The organism is Streptomyces sp. NPDC002788, from assembly GCF_053592115.1.
The window spans coordinates 21,175-37,140 of sequence record NZ_JBSFVB010000018.1 but is presented as its reverse complement, the minus strand read 5'-3'; the positions used below and the strand labels follow the sequence as shown (position 1 = coordinate 37,140).

General features: G+C 71.0%; 14 protein-coding genes and 1 pseudogene. 8 read left to right on the top strand and 7 right to left on the bottom strand.

The annotated features are described in order from the left end of the window. Nucleotides 1–18 precede the first annotated feature (18 nt). Complete coding sequence (locus ACWD1U_RS29085; RefSeq protein WP_451111934.1) at nucleotides 19–438, top strand: arsenate reductase ArsC; 420 nt, start codon at nucleotides 19–21, stop codon at nucleotides 436–438. Between the two features lie 43 nt (nucleotides 439–481). Further along, nucleotides 482–648 (top strand): annotated as a pseudogene (locus tag ACWD1U_RS29080) (thioredoxin-disulfide reductase); the annotation flags it as partial. A 22-nt stretch (nucleotides 649–670) separates the two neighbouring features. Here the strand turns inward: ACWD1U_RS29080 and ACWD1U_RS29075 are convergent. The 3 genes from ACWD1U_RS29075 to ACWD1U_RS29065 form a co-directional block, all read right to left on the bottom strand. Then, on the bottom strand, nucleotides 671–2,086 hold the full coding sequence (locus tag ACWD1U_RS29075) for a HAMP domain-containing sensor histidine kinase (RefSeq protein ID WP_451111932.1): 1,416 nt from the start codon (nucleotides 2,084–2,086) through the stop codon (nucleotides 671–673). Then, complete coding sequence (locus tag ACWD1U_RS29070; RefSeq protein WP_451111931.1) at nucleotides 2,087–2,821, bottom strand: response regulator transcription factor; 735 nt, start codon at nucleotides 2,819–2,821, stop codon at nucleotides 2,087–2,089. 117 nt (nucleotides 2,822–2,938) lie between these two features. Continuing rightward, nucleotides 2,939–4,015: an LLM class flavin-dependent oxidoreductase gene (locus ACWD1U_RS29065; RefSeq protein WP_451111930.1), complete on the bottom strand. Its 1,077-nt coding sequence runs from the start codon at nucleotides 4,013–4,015 to the stop codon at nucleotides 2,939–2,941. A gap of 427 nt (nucleotides 4,016–4,442) precedes the next feature. Between ACWD1U_RS29065 and ACWD1U_RS29060 the strand changes: the two genes are divergently transcribed. Next, nucleotides 4,443–4,778: a YnfA family protein gene (locus ACWD1U_RS29060; protein ID WP_451111928.1), complete on the top strand. Its 336-nt coding sequence runs from the start codon at nucleotides 4,443–4,445 to the stop codon at nucleotides 4,776–4,778. 7 nt (nucleotides 4,779–4,785) lie between these two features. On the opposite strand, the gene ACWD1U_RS29055 is transcribed toward ACWD1U_RS29060, so the two are convergent. Beyond that, nucleotides 4,786–5,220 (bottom strand): ester cyclase, encoded by a 435-nt coding sequence (locus tag ACWD1U_RS29055; protein ID WP_451111927.1) that lies wholly within the window; start codon nucleotides 5,218–5,220, stop codon nucleotides 4,786–4,788. Between the two features lie 128 nt (nucleotides 5,221–5,348). On the opposite strand from ACWD1U_RS29055, the gene ACWD1U_RS29050 reads away from it, so the two are divergent. Further along, the gene (locus tag ACWD1U_RS29050; protein ID WP_451111926.1) at nucleotides 5,349–6,128 is read left to right on the top strand and encodes an SDR family NAD(P)-dependent oxidoreductase; all 780 of its coding nucleotides are present in this window, start codon (nucleotides 5,349–5,351) and stop codon (nucleotides 6,126–6,128) included. A gap of 10 nt (nucleotides 6,129–6,138) precedes the next feature. On the opposite strand, the gene ACWD1U_RS29045 is transcribed toward ACWD1U_RS29050, so the two are convergent. Continuing rightward, entirely contained in the window at nucleotides 6,139–7,332 is a 1,194-nt protein-coding gene (locus ACWD1U_RS29045; protein WP_451111924.1) for an RtcB family protein, read from the bottom strand. Nucleotides 7,333–7,503: 171 nt separating this feature from the next. Between ACWD1U_RS29045 and ACWD1U_RS29040 the strand changes: the two genes are divergently transcribed. The 3 genes from ACWD1U_RS29040 to ACWD1U_RS29030 all read left to right on the top strand — a co-directional run bounded on the left by ACWD1U_RS29040 (nucleotide 7,504) and on the right by ACWD1U_RS29030 (nucleotide 11,133). Continuing rightward, a complete protein-coding gene (locus tag ACWD1U_RS29040) occupies nucleotides 7,504–8,337 on the top strand; it encodes a DUF3558 domain-containing protein (RefSeq protein ID WP_451111922.1) in 834 nt (277 codons plus the stop codon). A gap of 119 nt (nucleotides 8,338–8,456) precedes the next feature. After that, a complete protein-coding gene (locus ACWD1U_RS29035) occupies nucleotides 8,457–9,356 on the top strand; it encodes a DUF3558 family protein (RefSeq protein WP_451111921.1) in 900 nt (299 codons plus the stop codon). 499 nt (nucleotides 9,357–9,855) lie between these two features. Next, complete coding sequence (locus tag ACWD1U_RS29030) at nucleotides 9,856–11,133, top strand: DUF2637 domain-containing protein (RefSeq protein WP_451111919.1); 1,278 nt, start codon at nucleotides 9,856–9,858, stop codon at nucleotides 11,131–11,133. Between the two features lie 62 nt (nucleotides 11,134–11,195). On the opposite strand, the gene lysS is transcribed toward ACWD1U_RS29030, so the two are convergent. Continuing rightward, on the bottom strand, nucleotides 11,196–12,941 hold the full coding sequence (gene lysS, locus ACWD1U_RS29025; RefSeq protein WP_451111917.1) for a lysine--tRNA ligase: 1,746 nt from the start codon (nucleotides 12,939–12,941) through the stop codon (nucleotides 11,196–11,198). 567 nt (nucleotides 12,942–13,508) lie between these two features. Between lysS and argS the strand changes: the two genes are divergently transcribed. Next, nucleotides 13,509–15,272 (top strand): arginine--tRNA ligase, encoded by a 1,764-nt coding sequence (argS, locus tag ACWD1U_RS29020; protein WP_451111915.1) that lies wholly within the window; start codon nucleotides 13,509–13,511, stop codon nucleotides 15,270–15,272. 183 nt (nucleotides 15,273–15,455) lie between these two features. Here argS and ACWD1U_RS29015 read toward each other — a convergent pair whose 3' ends face one another. Beyond that, a complete protein-coding gene (locus tag ACWD1U_RS29015; RefSeq protein WP_451111913.1) occupies nucleotides 15,456–15,956 on the bottom strand; it encodes a DinB family protein in 501 nt (166 codons plus the stop codon). Nucleotides 15,957–15,966 lie beyond the last annotated feature (10 nt).

Sequence of the window (15,966 nt, the reverse complement as noted above, 5' to 3'; positions counted from 1 at the left end):
CTCCGAAAGGATGACCCGATGTCCTCCAACCCGCTCGCCTCCGTACTGTTCGTCTGCGTCCACAACGCCGGGCGCTCGCAGATGGCCGCCGGATTCCTCTCCCACCTCGCGGGCGACCGGATCGAGGTCCGTTCCGCCGGCTCCCTCCCGGGCGACCAGGTCAATCCCTCCGCGGTCGAGGCCATGAAGGAAGTCGGCATCGACATCGCCGACGCCGAGCCGAAGATCCTCACCACCGAGGCCGTCCAGGCGTCCGACTACGTCATCACCATGGGCTGCGGCGACGCCTGCCCGATCTTCCCCGGCAAGAAGTACCTCGACTGGGCCCTGGAGGACCCGGCGGGCAAGGGTGTCGAGGCCGTCCGTCCGATCCGCGACGAGATCAGGACCCGTATCGACGCCCTGATCGCCGAGATCGACGCCGGGCGGGAGGCGTGACGTCCGTGTCGGACATCGGCGTTGGCGAGGTCATCGTCATCGGCCGGCCGGATGCACCGCCGCTCTTCGCACCGCCCACGCCGAGCTGAAGCCGCTGGTCCCCGGCGGCGCCGTCTCCGCCGGCGGCGCGCCGACCACCACGACCGAGGCGAGAACCTCCCCGGCCGCCCCGAGGACATCGCCGGGCCGGAGCTCATGGTGGACACGCGTGAGGCCTTGACGCCCTCGCCGGTCAGACGCCCCCGCCCACCGTGAACCCGATCACCGCCCCGCCCCCTTCCCGCCGGAGGGCGAACGGCGCTCCCCCGTGCGCGAGGGCCACCTCACGGACGATGGACAGGCCCAGGCCTGAGCCCGGCAGGGAGCGGGCGTCGGCGGCGCGGTAGAAGCGGTCGAAGACGCGGTCGAGGTCGTTCTCGGCTATGCCGGGGCCGCGGTCGAGGACCTCGACGCGGATCGTGCCGGCCCGGGTGGGCCCGGAGACGACGATCTCGATGGGGCGCGTGCCGCCCTGGTCGAACTTCACGGCGTTCTCGACGAGGTTGGACACCGCCCGGGTCAGCATCCCGGGCCGCCCGTCGGTCGTGGTGTCGCCGCTCGCGCGCAGCACGATGTGCCGACCGCTGCGGCGCCGGGCGAGCCCCGCCACCTCCTCCGCGATGTCGGCGAGGTCCACCCGCTGCGGCGGCTCGGTGTCGGACTGCCCGGCTGCGAGATCGACCAGCTCGTTGACCAGGTCGGTCAGCTCCCGCGCCTCCTGGCCCAGGTCGGCGACCAGTTCCTCCCGGGTCTTCGGCGGCAGTTCGTCGATCCGGCGCAGCAGGGAGATGTTCGTACGCAGCGAGGTCAGCGGCGTGCGCAGTTCGTGGCCCGCGTCCTGGACCAGGCGGCGCTGGTCCTCCTCGGACTGGGCGAGCCTGCCCAGCATGCGGTCGAAGGCCCGGCCCAGCCGGCCCACCTCGTCGTGCCCGGCGACGGGCACCTGGATGCCGAGCCGGCGGGTGCGGGCGACGTCCTCGGCAGCGTCGGTGAGCACCACCAGGCGACGTGTGATCCGCCGGGCCAGCCACCAGCCGAACAGCCCCGCGCCGAGCACCACGGCGGCCATCAGCAGCAGCGTCCGCTGCTGGAGCGCCCGCAGCAGATCCTCGACATCGCTGAACTCCTGCGCGACCTGCACCGCGCCCCGCCCGCCGCCGAGGGAGACCGTCGCGACGCGGTATACGTCGTCGCCGACGTCGACGTCCCTGTGCTGGGCCACCCGCCCGGAGACGTCCGCCGCGGCGATCCGCACATCGGCGCCGGTGACCGGCAGCCCGGGGCTGCCCCGGTCGACGATTCGCCCGTCCGGGCCGAGCACCTGCACATCCGTCCGGGCGGGCCGCACCAGGTCGTGGCCCGGCGCGGCGGACGAGAAGTCGCCGGGCGTCATGTGGTTCTGCCGCACCTCGCCGCGCAGGTCCTGCACGACCTCGTCGAACACCGTCTGCTGGTCCACCCGCACCAGCCGGGCTGCCGCGCTGTAGCACAGAATGCCGACCAGGATCGTCACGGCCGCCGTCACCGCCGCGAACGACACCGCGAAGGTGGTGCGCAGCGAGACCAGCTTCGGCCGACGCCCCGCCAGCAGCCGGCGCAGGCGGCCCACTCAGTCCTCCCGCAGTACGTAACCCACGCCCCGCACCGTGTGGATCAGCTGCGGCGCGTCCGGCTCGTCGAGCTTGCGGCGCAGGTAGCCGACGTAGACGGCGAGGTTCTTCGAGCCGGGCCCGAAGTCGTAGCCCCAGATGCGGTCGTAGATCGTCGAGTGGTCGAGGACGATGCCCGTGTTGCGCACCAGCAGCTCCAGCAGCTCGAACTCGGTGCGGGTCAGCTCCAGCTCGCGCGTGCCGCGCCAGGCCCGGCGGGCCTGCGGGTCCATGCGGACCCCGGCCGCCTCGATGAACCGCTCGGGCAGCGGCTTGGGCGCCTCGGCGGGGCCGGTCGCGGTCCTGGACCCGGCTCCGGCCCCGACGGGGCTGGTGCGGCGCAGCAGAGCGCGCAGCCGGGCGAAGACCTCCTCCACGTCGAAGGGCTTCACGACGTAGTCGTCGGCGCCCGCGTCCAGACCGGCGATCCGGTCGGCGGTCTCCACGAGGGCGGTCAGCATCAGCACCGGTGTCCGGTCGCCCTCGGCGCGCAGCACGCGGCACACCTGGAGCCCGTCGATGCCGGGCATCATCACGTCCAGGACGAGGACGTCCGGACGGTTGCGGTGGGCCTGCGCCAGCGCCTCGACACCGTCGGCGACCGCCATGACCTGGTAGCCCTCCAGGGTCAGGGCGCGCTCCAGGGCGTTGCGGATGGCGCGGTCGTCTTCGGCGAGCAGCACAGTGTGGGGCACGCGTCCAGTGTGCCAAGCCCCGGGGCCCCCGTGACCCTGCGCGCGACACCGAAGCGTCCTTCTTACTGGCCTCTCACCAGGGCCCACGCAACCACAGGCCTGGTCACTACCGTCCTCTCACCCTCGGGCCCGCGCGAGCCGGGCCGCGTGCGTCGGGGCGTCCGGCACGTCCGCCGGGCGGCCCACGGCGAACTCCTTGCGCAGCACCGGTACGACCTCCTCGCCCAGCAGGTCGATCTGCTCCAGCACCGTCTTCAGCGGCAGACCGGCGTGGTCGACCAGGAACAGCTGGCGCTGGTAGTCGCCGGCGTAACTGCGGAAGGCCAGCGTCTTCTCGATGACCTGCTGCGGGGAGCCGACGGTCAGCGGCGTCTGCGCCATGAAGTCCTCCAGTGACGGCCCGTGCCCGTACACCGGGGCGACGTCGAAGTACGGCCGGAACTCGCGCACCGCGTCCTGCGCGTTCCTCCGCATGAACACATGCCCGCCGAGCCCGACGATCGCCTGCTCGGGCGTGCCGTGCCCGTAGTGGGCGTACCGGGTCCGGTACAGCTCGACCATGCGCTTGGTGTGGTCGGCCGGCCAGAAGATGTTGTTGTGGAAGAAGCCGTCGCCGTAGTACGCGGCCTGCTCGGCGATCTCCGGCGAGCGGATCGACCCGTGCCAGACGAACGGCGGCACGTCGTCCAGCGGGCGGGGCGTGGCGGTGAAGCCCTGCAGGGGCGTACGGAACTTCCCCTCCCAGTCGACGCGCTCCTCGCGCCACAGCCGGTGCAGCAGGGCGTAGTTCTCGACGGCGAGCGGGATGCCCTGCCGGATGTCCTGCCCGAACCAGGGGTAGACGGGGGCGGTGTTCCCGCGCCCCAGCATCAGATCCACCCGGCCGTCGGCCAGGTGCTGGAGCATCGCGAAGTCCTCGGCGATCTTCACCGGGTCGTTGGTGGTGATGAGGGTGGTGGCGGTGGAGAGGATCAGCCGCTCGGTGCGGGCGGCGATGTGGCCGAGCATCGTGGTCGGGGACGACGGCACGAACGGCGGGTTGTGGTGCTCGCCGGTCGCGAAGACGTCGAGTCCGGCCTCCTCGGCCTTCAGCGCGATGGCGACCATGGCCTTGATCCGCTCGCGCTCGGTCGGCGTCCGGCCGGTGGTCGGGTCCGGCGTGACGTCGCCGACACTGAAGATCCCGAACTGCATGGTCGCTCACCCTCCAGGTTGTTTACTGTTCAACCATAACGGGGAACGGCAGCGACCGGCGGACTATTCCCGGATCCCTGCCCGTCCGTGCGAGCAGCGGCTCGAACGCCGACGCGCCCTCGGCCCCCGGCACCGCGCCGGCGACTTCGCCCCGCGCCGGGCCTGTCCGTGCGGGCCGCGCAACGGCTCTTCCCGGCCATGTCGGCGTCAGGCCCAAGTGGCTCATCCTCCGCTCCCGCGTCCACGAGGTCCTGGAACAAGCCGGCACCGCAGCGACATCGACCGGGCGCCCCCGCCGCCGACCTCGGCTGCGCCGGCCGGACCCTTCTGGACCGGGACCTCACGACGACGGTGCGAGTACCCCCCGTGGCGTACGCAGCGGAGGCCCGGGCCGGGCGACAGGGCCCGGCATGCGAAGCTGACCGCCATGGTCGTGCTCCGCTCCGCCGCCCTCTTCGTCGTCGCCGCCGTCTTCGAGATCGGCGGCGCCTGGCTCGTCTGGCAGGGCGTACGTGAGCACAAGGGCTGGCTCTGGACGGCCGGCGGCGTCCTCGCACTCGGCGCGTACGGCTTCGTCGCGACGTTCCAGCCCGACGCGCACTTCGGCCGCGTCCTCGCCGCGTACGGCGGGATCTTCGTCGCCGGCTCGATCCTGTGGGGCGTGGCCGCCGACGGCTACCGCCCGGACCGCTGGGACATCGCGGGCGCGCTGATCTGCCTCGCGGGCATGGCGGTCATCATGTACGCCCCGCGAGGAGACTGACCGCCCCTCAGAACGGCTCGTCCGGCAGCAGCCCCAACTGCCCCAGGAAATCCATCTCGTCGAAGTACAGCCGGTAGTCGACGATCCGCCCGTCCTTCACCGTGGCGATGTCCACCCCGCGGATCCGGATCTCCTTCCGCGTCGGCGGCAGCGTCTCACCGTTGGGCAGCTCCAGCGGCCCGGTGTTCCGCCCGCTGAAGACCCCCTCGTCGATGGCCGTGTCACCGACCTCGTAGGAGTGCAGCGTCTCGAACGACGCGTCGGGAACCGCCTCCGTCATCGACCGCCAGTACTCGAGGATCGCGTCACGCCCGCGCAGCTCGCCCTCGTCGGGCGTGAAGGCCACCGCGTCCTCGGCGTACAGCTCGCCGATGACCTTCAGATCCGCGTGCGTGGTGACCGCGTCCGTGAGCCGGTCCATGACCTCGCGTGCCTCGCCCATGATCCACCTCCAGGGGAACCGGGGATCACCCACCCTCATTCTCCCACCACGGGCCCCGCCTATCCTGGCCGGAAGCCCCGGCACCCGAGCCGGCCGGACCCCGCCCCGCACCCGCCCGAGGAGCTCCCATGGCCACCGCCGCCGCCCCGTCCGCCGCCTCCCGTATCGCCGTCGTCACGGGTGCGAGCAGCGGAATCGGCGCCGCCACGGCCCGCCGGCTCGCCGCCGCGGGCTACCGCGTCGTCCTCACCGCGCGCCGCAAGGACCGCATCGAGGCACTGGCCGAGGAGATCACCCAGGCGGGCCACCAGGCCACGGCGTACCCCCTCGACGTCACCGACCGTGCGGCCGTCGACGAGTTCGCCACGGCCTTCCGGACGATCGGCGTCCTCGTGAACAACGCGGGCGGCGCGCTCGGCGCCGATCCGGTCGCGACCGGCGACCCGGCCGACTGGCGCCAGATGTACGAGACGAACGTCATCGGCACCCTCAACCTCACCCAGGCCCTGCTGCCCAAGCTGATCGCGAGCGGCGACGGCACGGTCGTGGTCGTCTCCTCCACCGCGGGCCACGGCACCTACGAGGGCGGCGCGGGCTACGCCGCCGCCAAGCACGGCGCCCACGTCCTCGCCGAGACACTCCGCCTGGAGATCGTCGGCCGACCGGTGCGCGTCATCGAGATCGCCCCGGGCATGGTCAGGACGGACGAGTTCGCCCTGACCCGCTTCGGCGGCGACGCGGACAAGGCGGCCAAGGTCTACGAGGGCGTGGCCGAGCCCCTCACCGCCGACGACGTCGCCGACACGATCACCTGGGCGGTCACCCGCCCCGCCCACGTCAACGTCGACCTCCTGGTCCTCCGCCCCCGCGCCCAGGCGTCGAACACGAAGGTGCACCGGGAGCCGTAGACCCGGCCGGTCATCCCTTGACGCACACGACCTGCTTCAGCTTCGCCACGACCTCCACCAGGTCCCGCTGCTGGTCGATGACCTGCTCGATCGGCTTGTACGCGCCGGGGATCTCGTCCACGACCCCGGAGTCCTTGCGGCACTCCACGCCCCGGGTCTGCTCCTCCAGGTCCTTCGTCGAGAAGCGCCGCTTCGCCGCGTTGCGGCTCATGCGCCGGCCCGCGCCGTGCGAGGCGGAGTTGAAGGACTTGTCGTTCCCGAGACCCTTCACGATGTACGAACCCGTACCCATGGAGCCCGGGATGATCCCGTACTCGCCGGAGCCCGCCCGGATCGCGCCCTTGCGGGTCACGAGCAGGTCCATGCCGTCGTAGCGCTCCTCGGCCACGTAGTTGTGGTGCGCGCTGATCTCCGGCTGGAAGACCGGCGCGGCCTTCTTGAACTCCTTGCGGATCACGTCCTTCAGGAGCGCCATCATCAGGGTGCGGTTGTACTTCGCGTACTCCTGCGCCCAGAAGAGGTCGTTCCGGTACGCCGCCATCTGCGGGGTGTCCGCGACGAACACCGCGAGGTCGCGGTCGACCAGGCCCTGGTTGTGCGGGAGCTTCCGGGCCACGCCGATGTGGTGCTCGGCCAGTTCCTTGCCGATGTTGCGGGAACCGGAGTGCAGCATCAGCCAGACAGAACCGGCCGTATCCGTACAGACTTCAACGAAGTGATTGCCCCCGCCGAGCGTTCCCATCTGCTTGGCGGCACGTTCCGAACGGAACTTGACCGCCTCCGCGACCCCGTCGAACCGCTGCCAGAAGTCGTCCCACCCGGCGGTGGCCAGCCCGTGGTACCGCCCCGGGTCGACGGGATCGTCGTGCATCCCCCGCCCCACCGGAATCACCTGCTCGATCCTCGACCGCAGGCGCGACAGATCCCCGGGCAGATCGTTCGCCGTCAGGGACGTCTTCACCGCGGACATTCCGCAGCCGATGTCGACACCCACCGCCGCCGGGCACACCGCACCCCGCATCGCGATGACGGAGCCGACCGTCGCGCCCTTGCCGTAGTGCACGTCGGGCATGACGGCCAGACCCTTGATCCACGGCAGTGTGGCGACGTTCTGGAGCTGCTGGAGCGCCGAGACGTCGACCGAGGCCGGGTCGGTCCACATGCGGATGGGTACCTTCGCACCAGGCATTTCTACGTACGACATAACATCCTCGATCCCCCGTGAACGGATATAAGTCTTCAAGAGCAAATACCGGAGCCAAGGTCGACGAAAGGGAAATCGGACCGGCGTCCACGGCAGTGCGTGCGATACACATTGTGTTCATCGCCCGCCCTACGGCGGCAAGCCAATATCCGCGTCGAGAGGAGCCACCACGTGCAATGGAAGGCCTACGCACCCGGTGTCGCCGCGCTCCTCGCGGCGCTGCTGGCCGGCTGCACCGGTGGTTCGGGCGGCGGCGGCACGACGGACGACACCAACCCGGGCGACACCGGCACGGCGTCGGCCGCGGCCGAGCCGGGCCGGTACCGCACGCTCCCCGAGCCCTGCGAGGCGGCCGACCAGGGCATGCTCGACGAACTCCTGCCCGGTATCCGGCAGATCCGCGACAAGGAGCAGCGCGAGAAGGCCTACGAGGGCGAGGCGACGAGCACGTTCGACAACGACCGCAAGGTCGGCTGCCGGTGGAAGGTCGACTCCCAGGAGGCCACCGACCATCTGCTGATCGATTTCGAACGGGTCGTCTCCTACGACAACGCCGTCAGCGACGACAGTCAGGCCGAGCAGCTCTTCGCGGAGCGGGAGGCGTCGGCGCACCTCCCGGAGCCGACAGCCACCGGGTCGGCGCCCGCCGGATCCGCTCCCGCCGGCAGCACCCCGGCCGGCGGTTCCTCCACCGCCCCGAGCGGCTCCCCCTCCCCGTCCGGTTCCTCCTCGCCGTCGGCGTCCGCCTCTGCGGCCCCGACCGAGCTCCAGCCGCGCGTGCTGGAGGAGCTCGGCGACGAGGCCTTCCTCGACGACGAGCTGAGCAGCTCCGGTTCGACGGCGAAGCAGCGGACGGTGACTGTGGCGTTCCGCACGTCCAACGTCATCGTGACCGTCGAGTACGCGGAGCAGCCGGCGATCGTCGGCGTCGTCCCGGACAGCGGGGAAATGCAGGACAGGGCGCAGAAACTGGCCGCTCGGCTGGCCGATTCGCTGGGCGGCTGAGGCTGCTTCACGGCCCCTTCACGCGTACCCGCGAAGCATGCGAAGGAAGAACACACCGTTGCCTCACCGCGTACCGTGACCACTCGGACCCGTTCCGACCGCAGGGAACCACGAGCGTCATGAGTGAAGGAACCATGCAGCGACGAGCACAGCGAGAAGAGCGAGACCAGCGAGCGAAGCGCCTCCACCGCGTCCTTGTCTGCGCGGCCGCCGTCCCCGTGATGCTGGTGGCCGCCGGCTGCTCCTCGGACTCCGGCTCCGGTGACAGCACGGACAAGGCCGCCAAGGCCGCGGCGTCGGCGTCGGCGTCCGCGAGCCCGTCGCCGACCGTGCAGGCGGCGGCGTACGGCAAGCTTCCGGAGCCGTGCAAGGTGCTCTCCAAGAAGACGCTGGAGGGCCTCGTCCCGGAGAGCAAGTCCGGCAAGGAGGGCAAGTCGGACGATGTCTCGACACGCGGCAGCTGCTCCTGGGACAGCCTCGAGAACAACGGCGTGAAGGGCTCGCAGTTCCGCTGGCTGAACGTGTCGATGCTGCGCTTCGAGTCGGACGCCACGCGCGGTCCGGCCGACAAGCTGGCCCAGGAGTACTACGAGAAGCAGATCCAGGACGCCCAGGCCGTCGAGGGCGCCAAGAGCGCCAAGTCGGAGCCGGTGACCGGCACGGGCGACCAGGCGACGGCCGTGCGCTACGAGCTGAAGAAGAAGGAAGGCACCTTCAAGCAGCAGGCGATCGTGGCGCGCGTCGAGAACGTCGTCGTCATCCTCGACTACAACGGTGCGGGTCTCGCCGGTGACAAGTCCCCGAGCGCCGACGACCTGCTGAAGGACGCGAAGAAGGCCGCCAAGGAGGTCGTCACGGCGGTGTCCGAGGCGAACGGCAAGGGTGGCGGCGACGCGAGCGGCAGTCCGACGCAGTCCTCCTCCAAGTCCCCGTCGAAGGCGGCGTCCGGGGGAGCCGGCGACGAGCCCTCGAAGGACGCGTCGGAGTCGCCGTCCAAGAAGCCCGCGTCGACGAGCTGAACAAGCCCGACGGGAACCGGCCGCCCGTCCCCGCCCGGCGGGGCGCGGGTGGCCGCGCGTAGGGGCCGCGAGCGGCTCCGCGGCTCGCCGGACGGCGTTCTCGTCAGTTCCCCGGCACGATGACGGGCGCCGCACAGCGGTCTTGTTGCTCCGCTGCGAGGCGGGCCGTGTCACGCGGTGTGCCCACCCGCCCCACGTGCGTGGAGGTCGGGACCGCCAAGACGCGCAGGCCCGCGAGCACTTGGTCCCGGTGCGTCTCCTTCGGCCGCGCTGTGGCGCCCGGTCCGCGGTCCGGCGCCGGATCCCGGCGACCTCCGCGTCCGGGGCGCGGCGTCCGCGGGCCGAACCCGGCGCGTGCAGACGCCCGGCTTCGACCTGGTGAATCAGGACCGCACCGGAACCGGCCATCTGTTCCCCCGCACGCATGTGCCACCCTGTTGCGCGCACCAACACGCAAAGGGGAGGGGTACGGGTGGCCGCGCCACTGCAGCTGACTCGGATGCACCGTGTTCTCATCGGCATGGTCGTGGCCGGCGCCGTGATCATCGCCGGCATCGGCTTCGCCGGTTCGTACGCGGCGGTCCGCGAGTTGGCCCTCAAGAAGGGCTTCGGGAACTTTTCCTACGTCTTCCCGATCGGCATCGACGCGGGCATCTGCGTCCTGCTGGCCCTGGATCTGCTCCTCACCTGGATCAGGATCCCGTTCCCGCTTCTGCGCCAGACGGCGTGGCTGCTGACGGCGGCGACGATCGCCTTCAACGGCGCCGCCGCCTGGCCGGATCCGCTCGGCGTGGGCATGCACGCGGTCATCCCGGTCCTGTTCGTGGTGTCGGTCGAGGCGGCCCGCCACGCGATCGGCCGCATCGCCGACATCACGGCCGACAAACACATGGAGGGGGTCCGTCTCACCCGCTGGCTCCTCTCCCCCCTCCCCACGTTCCTCCTGTGGCGCCGGATGAAGCTGTGGGAACTCCGTTCCTACGAGCAGGTCATCAAGCTGGAGCAGGAACGTCTCGTCTACCAGGCGCGGTTGCGGTCGCGATTCGGGCGGGCATGGCGGAGGAAGGCCCCGGTGGAGTCCTTGATGCCGCTGCGGCTGGCCCGCTACGGCGTCCCCCTGGCGCAAACGGCCCCGGCGGGTCTGGCGGCGGCGGGCATCGAACCCGCGCTGATCCCCCCGCCTCCGCAGCAGGCCCTGGACGCGGCTGATCCGGCCGCCGGCCATCGTGCCGTCGGGCCGGCCCCCGTCCCGCAGCGGCCGTCGGAGCCGGGCGAGCGGCGCCCTCGACTCGAGCGCGACAAGAAGGCCGCGTACCAGGAGCCCGAACCCGAGCCCGAGGCCGACCAGAGCCCCTGGTTCCAGACGCCCCGAGAGGTCGAATACCAGGGCGGCTACGACCCGGCCTACGACCCCGCCGAGCAGTACGCCCAGTGGTACGCGGAGCAGCAGGAGGCCGAGCAGTACCAGCGGCGGTACGAGGAGGAACCCGGCCCGGAGGAGACCGGCAGCTTCCCCATCCCGGTCGGCCCGAACCGCACCCGCGAACTGGGCGAAGGCGGCGGCACCCCGCCCCCGCCGATCGCCGAACCGGACGAGGAGTCCTACTACCAGGTCTTCAAGCAGTCGATCAACGGCAGCTATCCGACGCCCCGCGAACTCATCGACAACGTGCAGGCGGAGTTCGGCATCGGCCTCCCCCCGGAAGACGCCAAGCGCATGGTCAGCCGCTTCACCAACCGCCACAACGCGGAACTGGAAGAGGACCACATCGCATAGCCACCGGACTTGACCGGACCTGATACGGAAGGGGGCCCTCACCCGAGGGCCCCCTTCACGCCTCACTCCCCGAGCAGCGCCCGCACCCGGTCCTGCCCCACCGCCAGCAGCAGCGTGGGCAGCCGCGGTCCGGTGTCCCTCCCGACCAGCAGGTGGTACAGCAGCGCGAAGAAGGACCGCTGGGCGGTCTTGATCTCCGGCGGCAGCTCCTTCGGGGTCGCGTCGGCCGAGAACCCGGCCTGCACCTTCGGTACGCCGTAGACCAGGTGGGTCAGCCCGTCGAGCGACCAGTGGTCGGCGAGTCCGTCGAGCAGCAGCCGCAGCGACTGCCGCCCCTGCTCGTCGAGCGACTTCAGCAACTCGCCGTCGGGCTCGTCCCGCACGATGGTCCGCTGGTCGGCGGGTACGTGCGTGTTGATCCACGCCTCAGCCTTGTCGTACCGCGGCCGCGCCTCGTCGAGCGAGGTCAGCGGCTGCTCCGGGTCGAGCTCGCTGAGGATGCGCAGCGCCTGGTCCTCGTGTCCGGCGGTGATGTCCGCGACGGACGCCAGCGTCCGGTACGACAGCGGCCGGGGCGTTTGCGGCAGCTCACCGGCGGCCGTACGCACCGCGCGGGAGTGCGCGGCGACGTCGGCCGGCAGGGCGCTGCCGTCGGCGACCTTGGCGTCCAGCCGGTCCCACTCGTCGTAGAGACGCTGGATCTCCTGGTCGAAGGCGACCTTGAAGGACTGGTTGGGCCGGCGCCGGGCGTAGAGCCAGCGCAGCAGCTGCGGTTCCATGATCTTCAGGGCGTCGGCCGGGGTGGGCACGCCGCCCTTCGAGGACGACATCTTCGCCATGCCGGAGATGCCGACGAAGGCGTACATCGGGCCGATCGGCTGCTTCCCGCCGAAGATCCCGACGATCTGCCCGCCCACCTGGAAGGAGGACCCCGGGGAGGAGTGGTCGACGCCGGACGGCTCGAACACGACTCCCTCGTACGCCCACCGCATCGGCCAGTCGACCTTCCAGACCAGCTTGCCGCGGTTGAACTCGCTCAGCCGGACCGTCTCCGAGAAGCCGCACGCGGTGCAGGCGTACGTCAGCTCGGTGGAGTCGTCGTCGTAGGACGTGACGGTGGTGAGGTCCTTCTCGCAGTTGCCGCAGTACGGCTTGTACGGGAAGTACCCGGCGGCCCCGGAGCTGCCGTCGTCCTCACCGGCCGCGCCGGAGCCCTCGGCGGCCTCCAGCTCGGCCTCGTCGACCGGCTTCTGCCCCTGCTGCTTCTTGGCCGGGGCCTTCTTCGTCCGGTACTGGTCGAGGATCGCGTCGATGTCGCCGCGGTGCTTCATGGCGTGCAGGATCTGCTCGCGGTACACGCCGGAGGTGTACTGCTCGGTCTGGCTGATCCCGTCGAACTCCACGCCGAGCCCGGCCAGCGACTCGATCATCGTGGCCTTGAAGTGCTCGGCCCAGTTCGCGTGCGAGGAGCCCTTCGGCGCCGGGACGGACGTCAGCGGCTTGCCGATGTGCTCGGCCCACGACTCGTCGACGCCCGGGACACCGGCCGGCACCTTGCGGTAGCGGTCGTAGTCGTCCCAGGAGATCAGGTGCCGCACCCGGTGTCCCCGGCGGCGGATCTCGTCGGCGACGAGATGCGGGGTCATGACCTCGCGCAGGTTCCCCAGGTGGATGGGGCCGGACGGGGACAGCCCGGACGCGACGACGACGGGTTTGCCCGGGGCACGGCGCTCCGACTCCTCGATGACCTCATCCGCGAAACGGGAGACCCAGTCGGTGGTCTCGGTGCTCTGAGCCACGATCGGCACGTCCTTCTTTCTGCATCGGGCAGCCGGTACGGTCGCACGGCTGACCGCATCATTGTCCCAGACCGTTCCCAGGGACCGAGTGGCAGTGAGTCCTGATGCCGGAGCTCGTGCTCAGTCGCGTGCTCCGAACGGTGTGGGGCACGCGGGTCACCCGCTTTCGCTCCGCGCCCGGGCGCACGACTCCTGGTCGTGGGCCGGGAATGCGGGGGCTCCCTCACGCCCCGGGGCGCCCGGTCAAGGCCCGGGCGGTCCGATGCCCGTAACGATCACTCCGGTCGATACGGGGAGGTGCCGTCCGCCGCCGGATCGGATGTCCCGGGGCGCGCCGTTTGATCGCCCCGGCTGCCGCGTCGTGGCGAGTGGTCTTTGCGGCTGGGGGGCGACGTGGCCGAGAGCGCGCCGCGAGGCCCCGCGACGCCGCCGAGCCGAGGAAGACCCCGACCTCGTCCAGCACCGCCGCGTCCGGCCGGCCCGCCCGCACTCGATCAAGCGGCGGCAGCGGCTCAGAACCCCATGGGATACTGGGCGGGTCTATCCATCCCCACGAGGAGAACGGCACCCTTACCTATGGCCTCGGTCACGTCCCTCAGCGACTCCGTCCACCAGCGCCTCGCGGCGGCCCTGTCGGCAGCTCTGCCGGAGGCCGGCTCCGCGGACCCGCTGCTGCGACGAAGCGACCGGGCCGATTTCCAGGCCAACGGGATCCTGGCCCTCGCGAAGAAGGCGAAGGCGAACCCGCGGGACCTGGCCACGCAGGTCGTCTCCCGGGTCGAGTCGGGTGAGGTGATCAAGGACGTCGAGGTCTCCGGCCCCGGCTTCCTGAACATCACGATCACCGACAAGGCGATCACCGAGAACCTCGCCGCGCGCTACGCGGACGACACCGGCCGCCTCGGCGTGCCGCAGACCGAGCAGCCCGGCACCACGGTCATCGACTACGCCCAGCCGAACGTGGCGAAGGAGATGCACGTCGGCCACCTGCGCTCCGCGGTGATCGGCGACTCCGTGGTGCAGCTGCTGGAGTTCACCGGCGAGAACGTGGTCCGGCGCCACCACATCGGCGACTGGGGCACCCAGTTCGGCATGCTCATCCAGTACCTGGAGGAGCACCCGCACGAGCTGGACCACAAGGCCGACGAGGTCTCCGGCGAAGAGGCGATGTCGAACCTGGACCGCCTCTACAAGGCCGCCCGCAAGGTCTTCGACGCCGACGAGGAGTTCAAGACGCGCGCCCGGCGCCGGGTGGTCGACCTCCAGGCGGGCGACCCGCGGACGCTGGCCATGTGGCAGAAGTTCGTCGACGAGTCGAAGATCTACTTCTTCTCCGTCTTCGAGAAGCTGGACATGGAGATCCGCGACGCGGACATCGTCGGCGAGTCCGGCTACAACGACATGCTCGCCGAGACCTGCCGCCTTCTGGAGGAGTCGGGCGTCGCGGAGCGCTCCGAAGGCGCGCTGTGCGTCTTCTTCGACGACATCAAGGGCCCGGACGGCAAGCGGGTCCCGCTGATCGTGCAGAAGTCGGACGGCGGCTACGGCTACGCGGCGACCGACCTCTCCGCGATCCGCGACCGCGTCTTCAGCCTCAAGGCGGACACGCTCCTCTACGTGGTGGACGCCCGCCAGTCGCTCCACTTCAAGATGGTCTTCGAGACGGCCCGCCGCGCCGGCTGGCTGAACGAGGACGTGCACGCGGTGCAGTTGGCCTTCGGCACGGTCCTCGGCAAGGACGGCAAGCCGTTCAAGACCCGTGAGGGCGAGACGGTCCGCCTGGTCGACCTCCTCGACGAGGCGATCGACCGCGCCTCGGCCGTGGTCCGGGAGAAGGCCCAGGACCTCTCCGAGGAGGAGATCGCCGAGCGGGGCACCCAGGTGGGCATCGGCGCGGTGAAGTACGCGGACCTGTCGACGTCGGCCAACCGCGACTACAAGTTCGACCTGGACCAGATGGTCTCGCTCAACGGCGACACCTCCGTCTACCTCCAGTACGCGTACGCGCGTATCCAGTCGATCCTGCGCAAGGCAGGCGAGGTCCGCCCGGCCGCGCACCCCGAGCTGGAGCTGCACGCGGCGGAGCGGGCCCTGGGCCTGCACGTCGACGCGTTCGCGGAGACGGTGGCCGAGGCGGCGAAGGAGTACGCCCCGCACAAGATGACGGCGTACCTGTACCAGTTGGCGTCCCTCTACACGACGTTCTACGACAAGTGCCCGGTGCTCAAGGCCGAGACGCCCGAGCAGATCGAGAACCGCCTGTTCCTCTGCGACGTCACGGCCCGCACGCTCCACCGGGGCATGGACCTGCTGGGCATCCGGACGCCTGAGCGGCTCTGAGTCCGGCCCTGTCGTGACAGGCCGAGGGCGGCACCCCCGAGCGGGGTGCCGCCCTCGGGTGCGGTGGCGGGCCGACGTCAGCGGCAGTCGACCCGTCCGTCAGCCCCGGCGCGACGGTCCGGGCCTGCTTGTGCCCCGTGACGGGGGGAGGCCCGCGAGTACTTCGGCCTGGGTCTGAACACGTCAGCGCCGGGCCGTGGTGTTCGCGCCGTCCAGCGCCTCGCGAATGATGTCCGCGTGCCCGGCGTGCTGGGCCGTCTCCCTGATGAGGTGCAGGAGGATGCGACGCGCCGACCAGTACACAATCTCCGGCGGCGACCACGGAGTCCTCGGCAGCGGCACGCTCCGGTCCAGGTCGGGCAACCCGGCGACGGCCTCCTCCATCCCCCGCGCGGCCCTCGCGTAACGCTCCAGCAGCCCGGCGAGCGTGTCGCCCTCGGCCATCCGGTACTGGCCCATGTCGAGCATGCCGTCGGGCAGTTCACCGTCGCCCCTGACCATGATCCGCGCCCACACCTCCTCCCCCTGAGCGAGGTGCTTCACGATGCCGCCCAGGGTCAGTTCGCTCACGGTCGTGCGCCGTGCGGCCTGGACGTCGGTGAGTCCGCGGACGGTGATCAGCAGCAACTCCCGCTGCTCCGCGAACGCGTTCATCAGGACCGTCTTCTCCGGGGAAGTGGTCATGGGAGGACCG